This is a genomic window from Ventosimonas gracilis (assembly GCF_001580025.1).
In the GTDB taxonomy this organism is placed as follows: domain Bacteria; phylum Pseudomonadota; class Gammaproteobacteria; order Pseudomonadales; family Pseudomonadaceae; genus Ventosimonas; species Ventosimonas gracilis.
Genome location: NZ_LSZO01000166.1, coordinates 1 through 21,048, shown reverse-complemented (window position 1 = coordinate 21,048; position 21,048 = coordinate 1). Strand labels below are relative to the sequence as shown.

At 52.2% G+C, this 21,048-nt stretch carries 22 protein-coding genes; 11 read left to right on the top strand and 11 right to left on the bottom strand.

Annotated elements, in window-relative coordinates; all coding sequences use genetic code 11:
* Window positions 1-56: 56 nt before the first annotated feature.
* Complete coding sequence (locus tag AXE65_RS08340) at window positions 57-374, bottom strand: MGMT family protein (protein ID WP_239685054.1); 318 nt, start codon at window positions 372-374, stop codon at window positions 57-59.
* Window positions 375-436: 62 nt separating this feature from the next.
* On the opposite strand from AXE65_RS08340, the gene AXE65_RS08335 reads away from it, so the two are divergent.
* The 3 genes from AXE65_RS08335 to groL all read left to right on the top strand — a co-directional run bounded on the left by AXE65_RS08335 (window position 437) and on the right by groL (window position 2,969).
* Complete coding sequence (locus AXE65_RS08335; protein ID WP_068390785.1) at window positions 437-865, top strand: FxsA family protein; 429 nt, start codon at window positions 437-439, stop codon at window positions 863-865.
* A 135-nt stretch (window positions 866-1,000) separates the two neighbouring features.
* Window positions 1,001-1,294, top strand: coding sequence for a co-chaperone GroES (locus AXE65_RS08330; RefSeq protein WP_068390782.1), 294 nt, complete (start codon window positions 1,001-1,003; stop codon window positions 1,292-1,294).
* A gap of 31 nt (window positions 1,295-1,325) precedes the next feature.
* Window positions 1,326-2,969, top strand: coding sequence for a chaperonin GroEL (gene groL, locus AXE65_RS08325; RefSeq protein WP_068390780.1), 1,644 nt, complete (start codon window positions 1,326-1,328; stop codon window positions 2,967-2,969).
* Between the two features lie 120 nt (window positions 2,970-3,089).
* Here the strand turns inward: groL and AXE65_RS08320 are convergent, their stop codons facing one another.
* The 10 genes from AXE65_RS08320 to AXE65_RS08275 all read right to left on the bottom strand — a co-directional run bounded on the left by AXE65_RS08320 (window position 3,090) and on the right by AXE65_RS08275 (window position 14,299).
* Complete coding sequence (locus tag AXE65_RS08320) at window positions 3,090-4,484, bottom strand: NAD(P)/FAD-dependent oxidoreductase (protein WP_068390778.1); 1,395 nt, start codon at window positions 4,482-4,484, stop codon at window positions 3,090-3,092.
* A 10-nt stretch (window positions 4,485-4,494) separates the two neighbouring features.
* Window positions 4,495-5,601: an ABC transporter ATP-binding protein gene (locus AXE65_RS08315; RefSeq protein WP_153015428.1), complete on the bottom strand. Its 1,107-nt coding sequence runs from the start codon at window positions 5,599-5,601 to the stop codon at window positions 4,495-4,497.
* A gap of 3 nt (window positions 5,602-5,604) precedes the next feature.
* A complete protein-coding gene (locus AXE65_RS08310; protein WP_068390774.1) occupies window positions 5,605-6,387 on the bottom strand; it encodes an ABC transporter permease in 783 nt (260 codons plus the stop codon).
* Between the two features lie 2 nt (window positions 6,388-6,389).
* Entirely contained in the window at window positions 6,390-7,277 is an 888-nt protein-coding gene (locus tag AXE65_RS08305) for an ABC transporter permease (protein ID WP_153015427.1), read from the bottom strand.
* 19 nt (window positions 7,278-7,296) lie between these two features.
* Window positions 7,297-8,814, bottom strand: a complete 1,518-nt coding sequence (locus tag AXE65_RS08300) for an aldehyde dehydrogenase family protein (RefSeq protein ID WP_068390958.1) — start codon at window positions 8,812-8,814, stop codon at window positions 7,297-7,299.
* A gap of 31 nt (window positions 8,815-8,845) precedes the next feature.
* Window positions 8,846-10,315 (bottom strand): purine-cytosine permease family protein, encoded by a 1,470-nt coding sequence (locus tag AXE65_RS08295; protein ID WP_068390765.1) that lies wholly within the window; start codon window positions 10,313-10,315, stop codon window positions 8,846-8,848.
* Between the two features lie 85 nt (window positions 10,316-10,400).
* A complete protein-coding gene (locus tag AXE65_RS08290) occupies window positions 10,401-11,462 on the bottom strand; it encodes an extracellular solute-binding protein (RefSeq protein WP_079214105.1) in 1,062 nt (353 codons plus the stop codon).
* 13 nt (window positions 11,463-11,475) lie between these two features.
* Window positions 11,476-12,546 carry an extracellular solute-binding protein gene (locus tag AXE65_RS08285; RefSeq protein WP_068390759.1) on the bottom strand — a complete coding sequence of 357 codons (1,071 nt, stop codon included), beginning with the start codon at window positions 12,544-12,546 and terminating at the stop codon, window positions 11,476-11,478.
* Window positions 12,547-12,566: 20 nt separating this feature from the next.
* Window positions 12,567-13,637 carry an extracellular solute-binding protein gene (locus AXE65_RS08280; protein WP_068390757.1) on the bottom strand — a complete coding sequence of 357 codons (1,071 nt, stop codon included), beginning with the start codon at window positions 13,635-13,637 and terminating at the stop codon, window positions 12,567-12,569.
* Between the two features lie 17 nt (window positions 13,638-13,654).
* Window positions 13,655-14,299 (bottom strand): helix-turn-helix domain-containing protein, encoded by a 645-nt coding sequence (locus AXE65_RS08275; RefSeq protein ID WP_068390755.1) that lies wholly within the window; start codon window positions 14,297-14,299, stop codon window positions 13,655-13,657.
* A 162-nt stretch (window positions 14,300-14,461) separates the two neighbouring features.
* On the opposite strand from AXE65_RS08275, the gene purM reads away from it, so the two are divergent.
* The 8 genes from purM to AXE65_RS08235 all read left to right on the top strand — a co-directional run bounded on the left by purM (window position 14,462) and on the right by AXE65_RS08235 (window position 21,002).
* A complete protein-coding gene (gene purM / locus AXE65_RS08270; RefSeq protein WP_068390956.1) occupies window positions 14,462-15,523 on the top strand; it encodes a phosphoribosylformylglycinamidine cyclo-ligase in 1,062 nt (353 codons plus the stop codon).
* A 2-nt stretch (window positions 15,524-15,525) separates the two neighbouring features.
* Window positions 15,526-16,164, top strand: coding sequence for a phosphoribosylglycinamide formyltransferase (purN, locus tag AXE65_RS08265; protein WP_068390753.1), 639 nt, complete (start codon window positions 15,526-15,528; stop codon window positions 16,162-16,164).
* Between the two features lie 18 nt (window positions 16,165-16,182).
* Window positions 16,183-16,911: a DUF3108 domain-containing protein gene (locus AXE65_RS08260; RefSeq protein ID WP_068390954.1), complete on the top strand. Its 729-nt coding sequence runs from the start codon at window positions 16,183-16,185 to the stop codon at window positions 16,909-16,911.
* Between the two features lie 153 nt (window positions 16,912-17,064).
* Window positions 17,065-19,311, top strand: a complete 2,247-nt coding sequence (relA, locus tag AXE65_RS08255; protein ID WP_068390751.1) for a GTP diphosphokinase — start codon at window positions 17,065-17,067, stop codon at window positions 19,309-19,311.
* Window positions 19,304-19,690 (top strand): MazG nucleotide pyrophosphohydrolase domain-containing protein, encoded by a 387-nt coding sequence (locus AXE65_RS08250; RefSeq protein WP_068390749.1) that lies wholly within the window; start codon window positions 19,304-19,306, stop codon window positions 19,688-19,690. The genes relA and AXE65_RS08250 overlap by 8 nt, the downstream gene beginning before the upstream one ends.
* Window positions 19,691-19,699: 9 nt before the next feature.
* Window positions 19,700-20,239, top strand: coding sequence for a DUF2058 domain-containing protein (locus AXE65_RS08245; protein WP_068390744.1), 540 nt, complete (start codon window positions 19,700-19,702; stop codon window positions 20,237-20,239).
* Window positions 20,240-20,323: 84 nt separating this feature from the next.
* On the top strand, window positions 20,324-20,569 hold the full coding sequence (locus tag AXE65_RS08240) for a type II toxin-antitoxin system Phd/YefM family antitoxin (RefSeq protein WP_068390741.1): 246 nt from the start codon (window positions 20,324-20,326) through the stop codon (window positions 20,567-20,569).
* 121 nt (window positions 20,570-20,690) lie between these two features.
* Window positions 20,691-21,002, top strand: a complete 312-nt coding sequence (locus AXE65_RS08235) for a type II toxin-antitoxin system VapC family toxin (RefSeq protein ID WP_204376541.1) — start codon at window positions 20,691-20,693, stop codon at window positions 21,000-21,002.
* Window positions 21,003-21,048: the final 46 nt, after the last annotated feature.

The window sequence follows — 21,048 nt, the reverse complement described above, 5'->3', positions numbered from 1 at the left end:
GGCAATCCTTTTGTTTAAAGGACAAGTCGGTTTGGCGGCGCACTTTATCATCTGGCCTAGGGGGCGTCTTGTTTAAACCCTTTTACCCGGCCGTTTTCGACCAGTACGCCTTCACTGCGCAGCCGTTCACATTGCTTGCGGGCAGACGGGCTGTCGGCTGGCAAACCGAGCCTGCCGTCTGCACGCAATATGCGGTGCCAAGGCAGGCGGCTGTCATCCGGCAACTGTGCCAAAACCCGCCCGACCCACCGCGCGGCGCGGCCAAGACCGGCTTGCTGAGCGAGTTCCCCGTAGCTCATCACGCAGCCTGGCGGAATTTGCGCAAGCGCTGCGTACAGGCGCAAATGGCGTTCGTTTAATTGGCTTTCGCTCAAAGGCTTATCCCTTAACAAGGCAACGCGCTATGCTGGCGGTTTGATTTAAGCGGGTTGCCATTATGCGTATTTTTTTGCCGTTTCTGCTGTTTTCCCTGCTGGAACTCTTCCTGTTAATACGTTTTGCCGCCTGGCTTGGCGTTTGGTTTTGTTTGTTTTTTCTGCTGGCTAAAGCGCTGCTGGCTAGCCTGTTGCTGCGCCGCTTGGGACGCGCGGTAATTGAGCAGATGCGCGGGCTGCTGTCACGCGGGCAATCGCCGCTTGCGTTGATGAGCGATGGTTTATTGATGGGTGCAGGCAGCATTTTATTGATGCTGCCCGGTTTTATCAGCGATTGCCTGGGGCTTGCCTGCCTGCTGCCTGCGGTGCGTCGCCTGCTGCTGGCTCGCTTTGCGCGGCAACCCGCGGCGAGCCAGATTATTGAAGGCGAATTTGAAGAGGTCGCCTCCGACAAGCTGCCGCTTGCGGCGCCTGACGAAAAGATTTTTTAAAGTCGCCCTTGAAATAGCCAAAGCCAGCCCTATCTAGCCTCTACCTTAGGGTCTGTTCCCGTTTGGGCAGAAAATTTTTTCATCCGCCGACTCAGCTCGGCAACTCACCACTTAAAAAATCAGGAGAGATCGACAATGAAGCTTCGTCCTCTGCATGACCGCGTCGTCATTCGTCGCAGCGAAGAAGAAACCAAAACCGCCGGTGGCATTGTGCTGCCGGGCAGCGCTGCCGAAAAACCAAACCGTGGCGAAGTCGTTGCTGTCGGCACCGGTAAAGTGCTGGACAACGGCGAAGTGCGCCCGCTGGCCGTCAAGGTCGGTGACAAGGTCGTGTTTGGCCCTTACTCGGGCAGCAACACCATCAAAGTTGACGATGAAGAACTGCTGGTAATGGGCGAGAGCGAACTGCTCGCCGTTATCGAAGGCTGATTTTTTCCACCCCTTTTTAAGGAAATAAGACATGGCTGCTAAAGAAGTCAAATTTGGCGATTCCGCTCGCCGCAAAATGCTGGTTGGTGTCAACGTACTGGCCGATGCCGTTAAAGCGACCCTGGGCCCGAAAGGCCGCAATGTGGTGCTGGATAAATCCTTCGGCGCACCGAACATCACCAAAGACGGCGTGACCGTCGCCAAAGAAATCGAACTTAAAGACAAGTTCGAAAACATGGGCGCACAGCTCGTTAAAGATGTGGCCTCCAAAGCCAACGATGCTGCCGGTGACGGCACCACCACCGCAACCGTGCTGGCGCAAGCCATTGTCGGCGAAGGCTTGAAAGCCGTGGCCGCTGGCATGAACCCGATGGACTTGAAACGCGGTATCGATAAAGCGACCGTTGCCATCGTTGCCCAGCTTAAAGAACTGTCCCGTCCTTGCGCGGACAGCAAAGCCATCACCCAGGTCGGCACCATTTCCGCCAACTCGGATGATTCCATCGGCCAAATCATTGCCGAGGCGATGGAAAAAGTCGGCAAAGAAGGCGTGATTACCGTTGAAGAAGGTTCCGGCCTCGACAACGAACTGTCCGTAGTAGAAGGCATGCAGTTCGACCGCGGTTATCTCTCCCCCTACTTCATCAACAAGCCGGACACCATGGTGGCTGAGCTGGACAATCCGGCCATCTTGCTGGTAGACAAAAAAGTCTCCAACATCCGCGAACTGCTGCCCGTGCTGGAAGCCGTTGCTAAAGCCGGTCGCCCGCTGCTCTTGATTGCTGAAGACGTAGAAGGCGAAGCGCTGGCAACCTTGGTGGTCAACAACATGCGCGGTATCGTCAAAATCGCTGCGGTCAAAGCCCCGGGCTTTGGCGACCGTCGTAAAGCCATGCTGCAAGACATCGCAACCTTAACCGGCGGTACGGTGATTTCTGAAGAAGTGGGCCTGTCGCTCGAAGGTGCAACCCTTGAGCACTTGGGTAACGCCAAGCGCGTGGTGCTGAGCAAAGAAAACTCCACCATCATCGACGGTGCTGGCAAGCAGGAAGACATCGAAGCGCGTGTTAAGCAAATCCGTGCGCAGATTGAGGAAACCACCTCCGACTACGACCGCGAAAAACTGCAAGAGCGTCTGGCGAAACTCGCCGGCGGTGTTGCCGTTATCAAAGTCGGTGCGGCGACCGAAGTCGAGATGAAAGAGAAAAAAGCCCGCGTTGAAGATGCCCTGCACGCCACCCGTGCTGCGGTAGAAGAAGGCGTAGTGCCTGGCGGCGGTGTGGCGCTGATTCGTGCGCTGCAAGCCATTGCTGACCTCAAAGGTGACAACGCCGAGCAAAACGTAGGCATCACCCTGCTGCGCCGCGCTGTTGAAGCGCCGCTGCGCCAGATTGTGGCCAACGCAGGCGACGAGCCTTCGGTCGTGGTCGATAAAGTCAAACAAGGCTCCGGCAACTTTGGCTTTAACGCGGCAACCGGCGAATACGGCGACATGATTGCCATGGGTATTTTGGATCCGGCCAAAGTCACCCGCTCCGCGCTGCAAGCGGCAGCTTCCATCGGTGGTCTGATGATTACTACCGAAGCCATGATTGCCGACGCACCGGAAGACAAAGCCGCCGCGCCTGCCATGCCCGACATGGGTGGAATGGGCGGCATGGGCGGTATGATGTAATCCACGCCCCTGCTGTAAAAAAGCCCCGCTTAGTGCGGGGCTTTTTATTGGAGAAAAACAATACTGGTCACTTCTCTCCACTCACACTTGTGGGAGAGGGGAGGGTATCGAAAAGCTGCCCTAGCGCCCGGTCAATCGATTGGCCAAAGCCGCGAGTTTAGAGGTTTGCTGAATCACTTGCGCCTGTTCGCGTTGATCGGCCCAGCGGTAAAGCTGATACATCGAATGCACGCCCAGCCAGCGCAGCGGTTCCGGCTCCCACTTGCGCACTTGGCGATCCACCCAAGGCATACGCGCAAGCTCGGTATCACGGCGCAACACTAAATCGCAGAGCGTGCGTCCGGCAAGGTTAGAGGTAGAAACACCCAAGCCTACATAGCCGCCCGCCCAGCCGATACCGCTTTGCCGGTCAAAACCGACCGAGGTGCACCAGTCACGCGGCACGCCCAACACGCCGCACCAGGCATGGTCAATTTTGAGCCGATTCGTCTGCGGCAGCAGCTTGGTCAAAATGGCGTGCAATTGGTCGATGGTCGCCTGTTGCGTCTTTCCGCCATCATCAGTACGCGAGCCAAAACGGTAAGGCACGCCGCGCCCGCCCATCGCAATCCGCCCTTCGCGGGTGCGCTGCGCGTAGCAGTAGGCGTGCGCCATATCACCGAGCAGCTCGCAGCCTTGCCAGCCAATCTCCTGCCAGAGCGCATCCGGCAAGGGTTCGGTGACGATAATGGCGCTGTTCATCGGCAACCACAGACGTTTATGCCCGCGAAGACCCGCAGTAAAGCCTTCGGTCGCGCGGATAATGGCCTCGGCCTGCACTGTGCCGCGCGTCGTGCTGACGCGGCCTTTATCGATAGCGATGACTGGCGTTTGTTCGTAAATGAATACGCCAAGGCGCAGGACCGCTTCGGCCAAGCCGCGTACCAGCTTGGCCGGCTGCACCCGTGCCTTGCCTTGGCGGGCAAAACCACCTTGCACCTTGTCAATGGCGATACGTTCACGCATTTGCTCGGCATCAAGCCAACAGAGCTGCTCGGGCGGCGTATCCCAAGCCAGCAGCTTGTCGTATTCGCTCTTGGCGCGGCTAAGCTGCGCGGGGTTGGTGGCAAGCATCAGGTTATCCACGCGCAAAATATCGGCATCAATGCCCTCGGCTTCGCATACGGCAATCACTTCATCGACCGTCACCGCCATGGCTTGCTGCAAGGCAATGACCTTGTCGCGCGAGGCATTTTTCAGATAACGCTCGCGCGACCATTCAAAGCCGCCGGACAGCCAGCCGCCATTGCGACCGGATGCGCCAAATCCGGCAAATTCTTTTTCCAGTACCACAATGCGCAATTGCGGATTGGCTTTTTTCAGGTAATAAGCTGTCCACAGCCCGGTAAATCCCGCGCCAACAATACACACATCCGCTGTCTCATCTTTAGCCAAAGGAGCGCGATAAGCAGGCAAACCACCATAGTCGGCGTACCAGAACGAAACATCACCATTGGTTTTAGCGGCTATGGGCATAGGGTATTCCTCAGGTCAAGGTCATTTCGGCACGTTCGTCATCAGCGAGCAGCCGCGCGTCTTCGGCGGCAAAGGCGATTTGTACCTTGTCACCACGTGCAAAGTCGCCTTCTTCGCTGCTGCGCACAATGGCGATGCTGTCGTCTTTTAGCCGTACTTCATATTTAGCGCCGGAGCCTAAATAGATGCATTCGACAATCTGTCCATCGAGCACATTGCAGTTTGCCGGTGCGGTTTCATGCCGATGTAAAAGGCGCAGTTTTTCCGGTCTGAGCAGTAATACCGGCTTTTGCTTGCCTGCCAGCACGCCGGGAACAGTAACTTGCTGCTCGCCAATGCTTAGCGTGGTTTTACCATTGGCTACGCTAAAAGCGCCGCGCAGTACGCTGGATTCACCCATAAAACGCCCGACAAACAAGGTTTTTGGTGTCTCATAGAGTTCACGACCCGTGCCAATCTGTTCAATACGGCCTTGATTAAACACCGCAATACGGTCAGACAATACCAGCGCTTCTTCTTGGTCGTGAGTGACATAAACAAAGGTCGTACCCAGTTCGCGGTGGATACGTTTAATCTCCAGTTGCAGCCACTCGCGCAGTTTTTTATCCAGTGCACCGAGCGGCTCATCCATGAGCAGCAATGGCGGGTCAAAGACCAAGGCGCGGGCGAGTGCCACACGCTGTTGTTGGCCGCCGGATAATTCGCTGGGGTAGCGATGGGCAAAGTCAGTCATTTTGACCATCGCAAGCGCCCGCGCCACACGGCTTTCACGCTCGCTTTTGCGCATGCTGCGCAGTTTTAATGGATAGGCGACATTGCGAGCGACTGTCATATGCGGAAACAGCGCATAGTGTTGAAACACCACGCCAATACCCCGTTTATGGGCGGGTAGTCCCAATACATTTTGCCCGCCAATGGTTAATCTGCCGCCATCCGGTTCGGTAAAACCGGCAATGAGATTTAAAGTGGTGGTTTTGCCCGAACCGGACGGGCCGAGCAGCGTCATAAATTCGCCCGCTTTAATATCAAGGTCGATAGCATCCAATGCAACAAAATCGGCGTAACGTTTACTGGTTTGGCTAATGGCAATAGCCGCGCCGCGATGGGTTTCAGTCATCAATTATCGTTTCCTCTTTATGCCCAGTAACAGACCGGCGCTAATTAATAACGTCGTCAAAATAAATAGCATGGAGCCTACTGCCGCAACCGTAGGGTCAGCATCACGCGAGAGACTGGTAAATATCTGCACCGGCAGCGTTTTTAGATAAGGGCTGGTAATAAACAGAGCAACGATAATTTCATCGAATGAAGTCACAAAAGCAAATAACAGAGCAGACAACAAGCCAGGTAAAATCAGCGGCAATGTAATGGTAAAAAAAGCACGCAAACGACTCGCACCAAGACTTTGCGCCGCTGTCAGCAAACGTTTGTCGAATACTTCAAGGCTGGCAGATACGGCAATCAATACAAAAGGAATGGCGAGCATGCTGTGTGCCAGAACAAACCCTGGTAAAGTACCTACCAATTGCCGGTCGAGATAAACCGCATAAATACCAATTGCCAATACCACGCCTGGCACTATCATTGGTGTTAATAAAATAGCGCGTAAAATCCCGCCCGTTTTGCCGCGCATACGGTCAATGGCAAATGCCGCCAATGTACCCATAAGGGTCGCGGTGATTGCCGTCAGCAGCGCCACTTTCAGCGAATTAAAAAAGCTGTCCAGCCACTGTGGATTGGAAAAAAAGTTGATATACCACTGCCAAGAAAAACCGGATGGCGGAAAGGCCAGGGATTTTTTCTCATTAAAAGACATCGGCAACACCACCAAAGTGGGCGCGAGCAGCCAAATAATCAGCAGTAAACAAAATAGACCAAGAAAAACCCGTGTGCTGCGCGACATGTTTAATCCCTCGCCACTTGCTTGTGTCGCTGGCGCATTAAAGGCGCAACCAGTGCGAGCAAAATAAAGGTAGCGACCAACAATACCGCACCCATTGCACCGCCACGCCCCCAATTAAGCAGTGACAGCACTTGGGTTTGTATCAAGGTCGATAACATGGTACTGCGCGGCCCGCCCAATAATGCCGGAGTAATATAAAAACCCAGCGAGAGAATGAAAACCAAAATAACCCCGGCATAAACCCCGGGCAGTGACAGCGGTAAATACACTTGTAAAAAAGCCTTCCACGGCGGCGCACCCAAACTGCGCGCGGCTTGCACCAAACGCAAATCAATGCCGCGCATTACCGAATACAGCGGCAAAATCATAAAGGGCAATAATATTTGCGCCATGCCAATCACAACACCCAGTTGTGTGCGGATAAGCTTTATTGAAGCAAACCCGCTGGCGCGTAATAGCGAGTTGATAACCCCCGAATCCTGCAATAAAATCACCCAAGCTAAAGTGCGTACCACACCGCTTACCCAAAAGGGAATAAGCACACAAAGAATCAATACAAGCCGCATGCGCGAGCTGACTGCCGTCATCATCCAGGCATAAGGATAAGCGGCGAGTACACAAATTAACGCAACCCAGGCGGAAATACTAAAAGTGCGTGAAAGCACAGCAAGATTGACCTTGGCATTAAAAAACCACTGATAATTTTGCAATCCCCAGTGCGGCTCGGCAAAACTGCGTATCAGCAAGGTTAATAAAGGCCAGCCAAGCACAGCGGCCAAAAGCAACAGTGCGGGCAATACTGCAAGCCAAGGCGAGCTATAAATAATACGCAGCCAGGCGGATAACGGGGATTGTGGTTTTTCAATAGCGGGCATAGGTAATTTATTCATTTTATCTGAACAATAAAAGCTACTTGATTTTTGTTGGGTCATAGCTTTCTGTTTGGCTATAAGGGAACCACCAAAAATCCTGTGATGATGCACCAGGGTCGAGCATAACAAATTTTGCAGTTTGAAATTGCGCCAATCCTTCTGCGCCCAATTGCCTGCCAATGCCGGAAAGTTTGCGACCGCCAAAGGGCAGGGCATCATTATCAAGCAGTGGCGCGTTAATCCACAGAATACCGGATTGGATGGCGGAAACGGCTTGCATGGTTTCTTGCATATCACAGGAATATAGATTGGCACCAAGGCCAAACTCACTGTTATTGGCAAGTTCCAGCGCTTCATCAAAATTTTTAACGCGGCAGATAGGCGCAACCGGACCGAAGGCTTCATGGGTAATAATTTCGCTGTCCGCGGCAACATCCGTTAATATCGTCGGCTGTACAAACCAGCCTTGTTTGGGTTCGGTTGGGCGCTTGCCACCGCAAATAAAAGTAGCGCCTTGTGCTTTGGCGCGGGCAAGCAATGCCTCAAAACGTTCGCGCTGCCTGTTGGTTGCCATTGGGCCAATATCCACATTGTGCAGTCCGTTGCCTATGCGCAATTTTTCAGTTTCTAGCAGTAAGCGATTGACAAATTCATCATGAATGCTTTCATGCACATAAAATCGTTCGGCGGCGGTGCATACTTGACCGCAGTTAAGGTAAGCCGCAAAAGCGGCTCCACGCACAGCAATATCCAGCGGAGCTGAAGGCATAATAATAAAAGGGTCGTTGCCGGATGCTTCGATAAGTGCAGGTTTTAAACGCTCGGCGCAGGATTTCATAATCTCCTGGGCAATGGGTATTGAGCCGGTATAAGCCACGCAGTGGGTATCTTTACTTTTAACCAAATGCTGAGCTACTCGCGGTCCGCCGGTAACAACCTGCACTAATCCATCCGGAAGATCGGCCAATACTTCCATAAATTTAAGCGTAGTGATGCTGGTTTGTTCATGCGGTTTGACAATAACCGAATTACCTGCGGCTATTGCTGCGGCTAATTCCCAACAGAGTAGTACCAGCGGGAAATTAAACGGCAGAATAATCACCACAGTGCCCAAGGGTTCTTTGACCATAAAATGAAATTGTCCGGGCACTGTGCTGCCTGCTATTTTCCCCGCTTCATGACGTGCAATTTCAGCATAGTAATCCAGTGCAGTTGCGCACCAGGAAACTTCATCGACCGATTCTTTAAAAGGTTTACCTTCTTCACGGGTAATAAACCAAGCATAAAGGGTTTTGTCCCGTCGGATACGTGCGGCAATTTCATGTAGCAGAGTTGCGCGGCTGCGCGAATCTTTGGCATGCCATGTTTTTTGCGCTAAATTGGCAAGCGTAATGACTTGCTCGATTTCCGTCTCTGGCGTATCGGCAATTTCGCCAATCCTGTCTTCGGTGGCTGGATCAATGACATCAAGATGTACTGTGGCCTCTGATTTTAAATACTGTCCGCCTAAATAAAGCATGCCAGATAGTTTGGACAGTTCCGCTGAAAGTGACATGGTATTTTCCTCTTGTTGTTTGCTTTTTAGTTTATTGGGTACTGCTTTCCAAATTTTTGTCTGCGCTTGCAATCAATGCCAGCTCGGCTTTTAAATCAAGGCTGCGGCAGAAAATCCAGTAAGCGATTGCACCGACTGGAATGCCAACAAAGAAAGCAAAATCGATGCCGTCAAGATACTGCGCGACGGGTCCTTGCCAGAAAGGTAAATACATAAATGGCAGCATCGAGATAAAGGCAATCAGATAAGCCATTATGCCGCGCCAATTCCAATTGCCATACATGCCGTTTGGATTAAAGATTTCCATCACTGAATAACGGCCTTTGCGTACAATAAAATAATCAACCAGGTTGACCGATGTCCAAGGTCCCATTAAGTAGGCGAGCACGGTAAGTACGGTATAAAAGGTGGTTTCGATAAAATCATTGGGCAGCAGCACTCCGGCAATGGTCGCGCTAATGCCAATGGCAAGCACGGCTTTGATGCGCAGGGCGCGTGTCAATGACAAAGTGGTAATGCTGTCTGCCGCGGTTATCAGGGTTAAAGCGCCGCCATAAACACACATGGCGCTTAATGTTAAAAGCCCAATAGCACCGCCTATCAATAGAAATGCACCAAAGCCTGAAATAATTAAATCACCGGAGTTGTGTAGCGCCGTTAAAATATCTTGCTGCGGGAAAAGCGCCGCACCTACTGCGCCTACCGCCATATAGGAAAATACGCCAACGCCTAAACCAGAGGCTGTGCAAAATATAATGGATTTGCTGCTGGTATCCGCTGGCATATATCTGGAATAGTCGGATACAAAAAATGCCCAAGTCAGTTGATAGGCCAAGGAAGCAACGACCACCATCAAAAACGGGGTAAAAATAAAGGTGCCTGAAAGCTGGATTTGTTCTGCGGGAAGTCCACTGATAAAAACAATGCCCAATGCAAAAATGGCGAGGATGACCAACATGATTATCGCGGTATAACGCTGCGCGGCGTGCAGCCAGCGATAACCAAAAGCCGCGAGCACTATGCAAAGAAAACCGACAATAATGCCTGATGGGGTAAAACTCGCCAATTGTAAATGTTCGGCAGTAGCACCCAATAAATTAACGCCCAAGACGATATAGCCCCAATAAACCATTATCGCCATCAGCCAGATAAACAGTGCACCAAGACGGCCAAATTGCGGCCTGCTTTGCACCATTTGTGGCAAACCAAGGGTAGGCCCTTGAGTGGCATGGGCGGCGCAGGGCAATGTGCCAAGAATGGTGCCTATTAAAAGGCCGATTAAAGTCCACGCAAGGTTAAGCCCCAAACCGATGCCAATGGCACCGGTAGCAAGGCTTAGCAATTGCGCACCACCGGGAAACCAAATGGTTACTTGGTCAAGCAGCCTGCCATGACGTTCGGACAGCGGTACATAATCAATGGAGCGCGCTTCGATAACAAGCGCACGGTCACTGTGCTTTGTTGTTTTATGCCCCGTGCTTTTTTCGCTACTTGCTGCCATTGTTATTTTCTCCCTACGAAAACGTGCACAATAATTTGGATTATGTACTGCTGTTATTTTCCCCCAAAACTTATGTTATTTACGGTTAATGCCCGGAAACCAATTCCGTCCATTGTTCAGCGGCCAATGGGTAATTGTCTGCCCAGAACTGAACATTCCATTGATAGCTTTGTGCGATACGCTCTGGGGTATTGGTCATAAAAGCGGCGGTTATTTCATCGACCTTGGGTTTGGCATCGGTATGAATGGGGCTGTAGGAGGTTTGTTCGGCCATGATTTCTTGAGCTTCTTTGCCGAGATAGTAATTAAGCAGCGCATAAGCCGCGTCGGGGTCTTTTACGCCGACCGGGATAGTCATTTGGTCCATTACAACCAGCCAGTCTTGCCATACCGGGGTATAGTCTGCGCCGTTTTTAACGGCGGCCATCGCGCGGCCACTCCACATCATGATCATGTCGGCTTCGCCGGATTCGGCCAGTTGCTGCGACTCGGCACCGGTTTTCCAGAAGATGGTATCTGGCCCTAAGCTACGAATTTTATTAATGCCTACGGCAATATCGGCAGGGGTTAAATTTTGCGCCGAACCACCGGCGGCCAGTATGGCTTGTTCTATTAAAGAGCCGACCGGCTCGCCGCTGTTTTCAATACCACGAACGCCGGGAAATTTTTTGGTATCGAAAAAATCCCGCCAATCTTTGGGTGGATTGTTTTTGTAGGTGTTATTTTTATAAAGAAACATCAGTGCGTAGTTCATGGCCGGTACACTGCACGGCCCAACTTGTCCGGCTGGAATATGGGAGGTATCGAGTTTGGATAAATCCAGTTTTTGAAACAGTGTGCCGCAGTGTACATAAGGGGCAAGGTCGCCGGTATCAACCACATCCCAAGTGACATTTTTGGAGTTGATTTGCGCTTGTAGCTTGGCCAGTTCTGTAGGGCCGTCGGATAACAAGCGTACGCCGGATTGTTCGACAAAGCCTTTGAGTGCGGCAAGCTGTCCGTCCTGGAAAATACCGCCGTAAGACGTAAAGGTTAGGGTTTTGCCTTTAAGTGAGCCTGGGGCTACTGTTCCGGCGACGGGTTGCTGCGCAAGTGCTGATGTCATCAGCAAAGTGCTCATAAGCGTTGCTGTGATTGTTTTGTTCATTTTCTTTCCTTATTTAGTAGCCACTTAACAGTTCTGCCCATTGCTGGGCTGCATTGTCAAAATGCTTAACCCAAAAGGCGATATTTTGTTGATAGCCTTGTTTGAGTCGTTCGGGATTATGCGTCATAAAAGAGGCGGTCAAGCTATCGACCTTGGGTTTGGCCTCATCATGTAAAGGCGTGTAGGACGTTTCTTCACTAAAAACTTCCTGTGCGTTTTTGCCAAGATAGGCGTTAATCAATGCGTGTGCGGCTTCGCTGTCTTTAACGCCAAGCGGAATGGCAAGCTGATCCATGGCAATTAGCCAGTCTTGCCAGACTGGGGTGAAGTCCGCGCCATTTTTAATGGCGGTCATGGTGCGCCCGGTCCACATCATCAGCATATCCACTTCACCGGATTCGGCCAGTTGCTGGGATTCAGCTCCGGTTTTCCAAAAGATGGTATCTGTCCCTAAACTGCGGATTTTATTTAATCCCAACTTAATATCGGCGGCGGTCATGTTTTTAACCGAGCCTCCGGCGGCCAGTATGGCTTGTTCAATAATGCCACCGACCGGATCGCCGTTGCCGTCCAAAGCACGAATGCCGGGGAAGTTTTTAGTGTCAAAAAAGTCCTGCCAGTTTTTCGGTGGGTTATCTTTGTAGCGGCTGGTTTTGTACATCAGGATATTGCCGTAATTATTGCCCGGCACACTGCACGGGCCGACTTGTTCCGGTGAGGGCAAATGGCTGATGTCGATTTTATTGAAATCGAGTTTTTCAAACAGTGTGCCGCAATGCACATAGGCTGGAAAGTCCGGGGTAATCACGACATCCCAAGTGATATTGCCGGATTTTACTTGCGCGGCAATCTTGGCAAGTTCTACCGGCCCATCACCTATCAGGCGCACGCCGGATTGTTCAGCAAAGGCTTTTAGTGCGTTCATTTGACCGGATTGATAAATACCGCCGTAGGAGGCAAAGGTCAGGGTTTTGTCTTTAAGTGAACCCGCGGCAGTTTCACCGGCAACCGGGGAAGCTTGAATACAGTGTGCGCTCAGCAATGCCGTGGTAAACAAACAGCCAGTTATTATTTTATTTAACATGTCGATAGTCCTTTTATTGTTTAATATCCCACTAAAAGCTCTGCCCATTTTTCAGCGGATACTTCAAAGTGTTCTACCCAAAAGGCCGTATTCCAATGATAACGCTGGCGCTGGCGTTGTTCACTGGTCATCATAAAGGCGGCGGTAATTTCATCCACTTTGGGCTGTGCGTCTTTATTGACAGGCGTATGTCCCATAATTTGCGTATAGATTTCATTGGGTTGTTTACCCAGCCAATAGTTAATCAGTGCATGGGATGCGTCCGGGTCTTTGGCACCGATAGGAATAACCAGTTGATCCATACCCATAAACCAGTCTTGCCAAACCGGGGTGTAATCCGCGCCATTGCGTGTTGCACTCATGGCGCGGCCACCCCATATCATCAGCATATCGACTTCACCGGCTTCGACCAGTTGCTGGGCTTCGTTGCCGGTTTTCCAGAAGATGGTATCTGCGCCAAGTTCACGGATTTTATTGATACCCAAATCAATATCGGCAATGGTCATGTTTTGAACCGAACCACCGGCGGCAATAATGGCTTGTTCAATTAACATGCCGGAAGGCTCGCCGGTACCGTCAATGGCGCGAATGCCGGGGAAGTTTTCGGTATCAAAAAAATCCTGCCAATTTTTCGGCGGATTATTGGGGTAGCTTGAATTTTTATACATCAGTAGCGAAGCATAGTTATTACCGGGCACGCCACAGGGATAGACTTCGCCGCTATGCTTTGAAGTATCAATTTTGCTGTAATCAAGTTTTTGGAACAGTTTGCCGCAATAAACCCACGGCATTAAATCGGCGGTGCTGACCACATCCCAATGGATATTGCCGGAGTTAACCTGTGCCTGGATTTTGGCAATTTCAACCGGTCCGTCAAATAACAGCCGAGCGCCGGATGTTTCAGCAAAGCCTTGGAGTGCGGCTTGTTGTGCGTCTTGTTGCAGGCCGCCGTAACCGGCGAAGGTTAGCGTTTTGCCTGTTAATGAGCCTTGGGCGACTTCCCCTGCAATGGGTTTGTCCTGTGCCAAGGCGGTGCTTGTCAGCGCTATTGTGCTGAGTGTGGTGATTATTGTTTTGCTGATGAGGTTCATGGGTTTTTCCCTTGTTGTTAGAGCGCTGGGCGGTAGTGGTCAAGTTCTGCTGCCGCGCTGGTCGGCGGGGCGATAATCCAGAGGACTTCGGCGCGGGCTTGGCTGGTGTTGGCGGTTTTGTGGGCGGTTGCCGTGGAGTATTCCATGCAGTCGCCGGTTTTAAGATAAAAGTGCTCATCACCTAGCCAGTGTTCAATCTCGCCGGACAGTACTAGCAGCATTTCATGCGCCTGTCCGTGGGTGTAGGGCTGCTCGCCGGTAGAGCCGCCCGGTTCAAATTCGCCGATATAGACTTCTATTTCGTGAATTGGGCGTTGCGATAGCAGCATTTTGCGGCAGCCGCTGGCGGTCGGCAGTAGCGGGCGTTTATCGGGGGTTAATACGCGGTGCAAGCTGGGTGCGACTTGCTCGAACAGGTCGGAAAAACGGATGGAAAGCGCATCGGCTATGCGAATCAGCGTGCTGGCGTTGGCACCGCACAGGCCGCGTTCCAGTTGACTGATAAAACTGGCGCTAGTGCCGCTTTTTTCGCCGAGTACGCGCAGGCTCATGCGTCTGGCTTCACGAAAACGCTTAATCCGGCTGGAGGCGGCGAGCAGGCGCTGTGCGTCGCTGGTGTTGTCGTTAACTGGCTGCAATTGGTTGCTGTTATCGTTATTCATGCCCGCATTACAGGTTGTTGTGCGTATGACTTAACAGCCTATTAAGTGAAAGCCGATTTTGCAAGGGCGTTTTTGCCGATTTTTATCGGTAACGCTTTTTGTAAGTCGCCGCGATGCTATCTGCTAAAATTGCGCACTTTCTTTGCCGCTTTGAGAAGGTCCATGAGTACGCCCTCTGCCAATAGTTCCATCAGTTATAAAGATGCCGGTGTCGATATTGACGCGGGTGAGGCGCTGGTTGAGCGGATTAAGGGCGTAGCCAAACGCACGGCAAGGGCTGAGGTTTTGGGCAGCCTGGGCGGTTTTGCGGCGCTTTGTGAAATTCCACCAGGCTATAAAAAGCCGGTGCTGGTTTCCGGCACCGATGGCGTGGGCACCAAACTGCGCCTTGCATTGCAACTGAATCGGCACGATGGCATTGGTCAGGATTTGGTCGCCATGTGCATCAATGACCTGATTGTTTGCGGCGCGGAGCCTCTCTTTTTCCTCGATTATTACGCCAGCGGCAAGCTCGATGTAGAGGTTGCCGCGCGGGTGATTGCCGGTATCGGCAAGGGCTGCGAATTGGCCGGTTGTGCGCTGGTGGGCGGGGAAACCGCCGAAATGCCCGGCATGTATCAGGCCGATGATTACGATTTGGCCGGTTTCTGCGTGGGCGTGGTGGAAAAAGAGCACATTATCGACGGCAGCACGGTCGCAGCCGGGGATGTGCTGCTGGCGTTGCCGTCGTCCGGTGCGCACTCCAACGGCTATTCGCTGATTCGCAAAATCCTCGAACGTGTTAATTGCAACCTTGAGCACACGCAAATTGGCGGCAAGTCGCTGGCGGATTTATTGCTCGAACCCACACGCATCTACGCCAAACCGCTGCTTAAACTGATACGCGAAAGCGGCGCGGTCAAGGCAATGGCGCATATTACCGGTGGCGGCATTTTGGATAACCTGCCGCGCGTGCTGCCGGATGGCGTTTGTGCGCGGATTGATTTGGCCAGTTGGCAACGTCCGGCGCTGTTCGATTGGCTGCAAGAGCAGGGCAATATTGATGCGCGGGAAATGTACCGCGTGCTCAACTGTGGCCTGGGTATGGTGATTTGTGTGGCGGCCGATAAGGCACCAATCGCCCTTGACCATCTGCGTCAAAGCGGCGAGCAGCCTTGGATTTTAGGCAGGATTGAAAAGGCGCAGGGCGGCGAACAAGTGTTGCTCGATGGCTTCGGGAGCTAATGATGACTTGCCGTGTGGTGGTGCTGATTTCAGGCAATGGCAGCAATTTACAGGCGCTGATGGATGACTGCCAAAAGCCGCAAAGTCCGGCGCAAATTGTCGCCGTGCTGGCTAATCGTCGGGATGCAGGCGGTCTTGAACGCGCCAGGGTCGCTGGCATTGCCAATGAATGGGTAGACCACAGCGCCTTTGCTGAGCGCGAAACCTTTGAAAACGCTCTGCGTGGTCGTATCGATAACCACTCGCCGGATTTGTTGGTACTCGCCGGTTTTATGCGTGTGCTGACGGCGGATTTTGTCCGTCATTACCAAGGTCGTTTGCTCAATATCCATCCATCGTTGCTGCCCGCTTACAAGGGGCTGCATACCCATCAGCGGGTATTGGAGGCGGGTGATAGTGAACACGGCTGTTCGGTGCATTTTGTCAGTGAAGCCTTGGACGGCGGCCCGCTGATTGCACAGGCTAAAGTGCCCGTTGAAGCCGGTGATACGGCCGAAGTTTTGGCGGCACGGGTTTTGCGGCAAGAACATCGCATTTACCCGCAAGTCGTCCGCTGGTTTGCTGAAGGCCGTCTTAAGTTGGATGGGCAGCAAGTGCTGCTCGATGGCGAAGTTTTGCCGCCACAAGGCCGTGTACTGTAACGCTTAAGAAAGGGATTGCTGATGCGCTCGATGGTGGTTGTTTTAGCTTTTTTATTACTTTTATTACAGGGCGGCGCTTGGGCCGCTGAATTACAGCCGTTTTCGGCGAGCTATACCGCCGATGCCAGCCAAATGCCAATAGGTGGCAGCGCCAGCCGTTCATTGGTTAAAGATGAAAACGGCCTGTGGCAACTGGAATTTTCCGCTTCCATGCTGATTGCATCCATCAACGAAAGCAGCCAATTTCGCCTGCAAAACGGGCAGCCCGTTCCGCTCAATTACGACTTTAACCGCAGTGCTTTGGGTAAAACCCGCGAAACCCGGTTGTCCTTTGATTGGACAAAAAAGCAAATCAGCGGCAGTCATCGTGGCAAGTCGGTTGCGTTGTCTTTAGTGAAAGGCGTGCTGGATAAGTCAACCTACCAAATCGCGCTGCAACAAGACGTTGCGGCGGGCAAAAAAACCATGAGTTATCCGATTATCGATGGCGACGAAATAGAAACTTTAAGTTTTCGTGTGCTGGGCGAAGAGCAGGTAAAAACCGAAGTAGGGTCGATTGCCGCGATTAAGGTCGAGCGCGTGCGCGAGGAAGGCGAAAACAGCCGACAAACGCGCCTGTGGTTCGCCAAAAACTGGGACTTTTTACTGGTGCGCCTGGAGCAGGTAGAAAAAGACGGCAAGGCTTACCAAATCATGCTTAAGCAAGGCAGGGTAGGGGAGCGCGCGGTCAAAGGCGGCGAGATTTAGTCACTGATTGAGCTTGCACACTTTTACTCCCCTCCCACTGGAGGGAGAGGGAAGGGAGAAAAAGAAAATGACATCAAACAGTATCTGCGCTCGCTCCCTCGTCTTTCTTTCCAGCGGGCTAGGGGAAAACCATAGCGGGGTTGGACGGTTTTAATGGTTCAGGTTCGCGCACAGCAGCCGGCCAATACCGACGGCAGCATTAACTTGGAAAGCTGGCTGGGGCAGTTGCAGACGCTCGCGCCCAACGCTTCCCGCGCAGCGCTGGAAAAGGCTTGCGCCTTTGCGCAGCAGGCCGATGGCAGAAAGGGTCAAACTCAAAGCGGCTGGGGCGAGCACAGCTCGTGTTTTCAGACCGGCCTTGAAATTGCCGAAATCCTCGCCGACCTCAAGCTGGATGACGACTCGCTGATGGCGGCCTTGGTCTACCGCGCGGTACGCGAGGGCAAAGCCCGTTTGGATGAAGTGCAGCAGTGCTTTGGCGCGGTAGTGACCAAGCTGGTTGAAGGCGTACTGCGCATGGCGGCGATTAGCACCAGTATCAATCCGCAAGGCCCTGCCGTGCCGGGCGCGGAGTCGCAAGTCGATACGCTGCGCAAAATGCTGGTGGCGATGGTCGATGACGTGCGTGTGGCGCTGATCAAGCTCGCCGAACGCACCGTCGCCATCCGTTCGCTCAAAGAAGCCAGCGAAGAGCGCTGCCAGCGCGTAGCGCGGGAAGTGTTCGACATTTACGCGCCACTCGCCCATCGGCTAGGGATAGGCCAGCTTAAATGGGAACTGGAAGACCTGTCGTTTCGCTATCTGGAGCCGCTGCAATACAAAAAAATCGCAAGATTATTGGATGAAAGGCGGCTCGACCGAGAAGGTTTTATCAAGGCGGTCATGGCAGAGCTGAGCGCGGCGCTGGAAGCGGTCGGCATCAAGGCGCATATCAGCGGACGCGCCAAGCATATTTATTCGATTTGGCGAAAAATGCAGCGCAAAGGACTGCCGTTCAGCCAGATTTATGACGTGCGTGCACTGCGCGTGCTGGTGCCAGAGGTGAGCGACTGCTACAGCGCCCTTGGCATAGTGCATGGGCTGTGGCGGCACATTCCGCGCGAGTTTGACGACTACATCACCAGCCCCAAGGAAAACGGCTACCGCTCATTGCACACAGCAGTGATCGGCCCGCAAGGTAAAGTGCTGGAAGTGCAGGTGCGCACCCACGCCATGCACGAAGAAGCAGAACTTGGCGTATGCGCCCACTGGCGCTACAAAGGCACCGATGTCAAAAGCGCCGCGCTGAGCCATTACGAAGAAAAAATGGCCTGGCTGCGCCAAGTCATTGAATGGCATGAGGAACTGGGTGACATCGGCGGACTGGCCGGGCAACTTCGACTCGATATTGAGCAAGACCGTGTCTATGTATTTACTCCCAACGGACACGCCATCGACCTGCCACAAGGGGCAACGCCGCTCGATTTTGCCTACCGCGTGCATACCGAAATCGGCCACCGTTGTCGTGGCGCAAAAGTCGGCGGACGCATCGTGCCGCTTAACTACTGCCTGCAAACCGGCGAGCAGGTGGAAATCATCACCACCAAACAAGGCACGCCCAGCCGAGACTGGCTTAATCCCAACCTCGGCTATGTGGCGACCGCGCGCGCCCGTGCCAAAATCGTCCACTGGTTTAAATTACAAGCACGCGAACAAAATGTTGCCGCCGGTAAAGCCTTGTTGGAACGTGAACTGGTGCGTCTGGCGCTACCCAAACCGGATTGGGACAAACTCGCCGGTAAAGCCAATCTAAAAACCGCCGAGGATTTATTTGCAGCCTTAGGTGCAGGTGATTTGCGCCTTAATCATCTGTTAACTCTTGCCCAGCAACTGCTGGAACCGCGCCGCACGGCGCAGCTGGAACTGCTCGGCAGCAAGAAAGCCGCGCCCGCCAAAAACATCCGCGAAAGTGACATCCATATCGAAGGCGTTGGTAATTTATTGACGCAAATGGCCGGTTGCTGCCAGTCACTGCCTGGCGACGCCATCATCGGCTATATCACCCAAGGGCGCGGGGTCAGCATCCACCGCCAAGACTGCCCGGAGCTTTTGCAACTGGCCGAACGCGAGCCGCAGCGCATTATCGCGGTGGATTGGGGGCGGGCACCGGCAAAAACTTGGCCGGTCGATATTCTGATACGCGCCTTTGACCGCACCGGGCTGATACGCGACATCAGCCAAATCCTGCTGAATGAAAAAATCAACGTGCTGGGCTTAAACACCCAAACCAGCAGCAGCGACGGCACCGCCACTATGGCGTTGACGCTGGAAGTACCCAGTCTTGATGCGCTCGGCAGGTTGCTTTCGCGCATTGCCCAGCTTCCCAATATCATCGAAGCGAGAAGGCAGCGCGGTGGATAGGGTAGATAGTTTTAAAACCGCCGAACGCCTGCAACAACAGGCGGCAAATCTTGGCTTTGACTGGCCAGATAGTGGGGCTGTGCTAGATAAAGTCTTTGAAGAACTGGCCGAACTGCGAGAAGCCATCGATAAAAACGACCGCGCCAATCAAGCTGAAGAATTAGGCGATCTGTTATTTACCTTGGTCAATCTCGCAAGACACTTACAGCTCAATAGCGAAAGTGCACTGCATAGTGCCAATGATAAATTCAAGCGCCGCTTTGGCTTTATTGAAAAACACTTAACCCACAGTGAACCCGCTAAAAGATACTCACTGGATACTTTGCAAAGGCTCTGGCTTAAGGCCAAGAGCCAAGAAAAACACTCTACTGAAATTTAAGGTAAAAACATGGCATTATCCCTGCGTGAGCAATTATTAAAGGCCGGTCTGGTTAATCAAAAACAGGCCAAACAAGCTGAAAAACAGCAAAAAAAACAAAAACACCTGGTCGAAAAAGGCCAGCAAGAGGTTTTTGAAAAAAACGCCGCCGCCAAACAAGCACAAGCCGAAAAAGCCGCGCGTGATTTGGAGTTAAATCGTATACAACAAGAAAAAGCCCAGCAAAAAGCACAAGCGGCGCAAATCAAACAACTGATAGAACACAGCCGCCTGCCCAAATTAACCGGCGACGATTACTACAACTTTGTTGACCATAAAAAAGTCAAACGCATTGCAGTAAACCCCGCCGTGCGCGACAAACTCAGCCGCGGCCAGCTCGCCATCGTCCGCAACGGCGGCAGTTACGAAATCATCCCAAGAGAAGCCGCACTCAAAATCGTCGAGCGCGATAAAGGCCGCGTCATACTACTAAACCAGCCTTCTGGAGCCGCCCCTGAAGAAGGTGACCCCTATGCCGCCTATCAAATACCGGATGATTTAATGTGGTAAAGCGGCGCATCTGGCGAAAAGCGGTTGCGCAGACTGTAGGTGCAAAATAGACCAAGTCTGTTAAATCTAGTCAAGCAAGCCGTTATGCAAAGTTACAACATTCATACCGCCAAAACGCACCTGTCAAAATTGGTGGATAAAGCCTGTGGCGGAGAGCCTTTTATTATTGCCAAAGCAGGCAAACCCTTGGTCAAAGTGATCGCCATTGATGCGCCGGAGCCTGTAAAAATTAAACGCTTTGGTTTTATGGAAGATAAAATCCGTGTGCCAGACGACTTTGACCGCATGGGCGAAGAGGTTATTACCCATCTATTTGATGGTGCGCAGTGAAGTTTCTTGTGGATACCCACTTGTTGCTTTGGGCGGCTCAAGGCTCGCGGTTTTTGCCTATTAAAGCGAAACAGTTGATGGGTGAAGCGGAAAATGGACTGTTTTTTAGCATGGCTAGTTTGTGGGAAATGGTTATCAAATAGTTATTAAAAACGGCTTAGGCCGTGAAGACTTTAAAATTGAACCGAGACTATTTTGGCGTGGTTTATTGGATGACGGCTATATCGAAATAGCTATTCTTATCGAACATGTTGCATCGATTGAGTCCTTGCCAAATATCCATAAAGACCCTTTTGACCGATTGCTTTTGGCGCAAGCAGTTACTGAAGGTATTACCTTGATAACGGCCGATACACGGATTGCAAAATATCCTTGTCCGCTACTGCTTGTACTAAGTTTTCACAAAGTAAAGTCATTTTTATATATAATATAGGCATGAAATGTAAACGGCAATCCGATGGTCGTGCTCACGATCATCA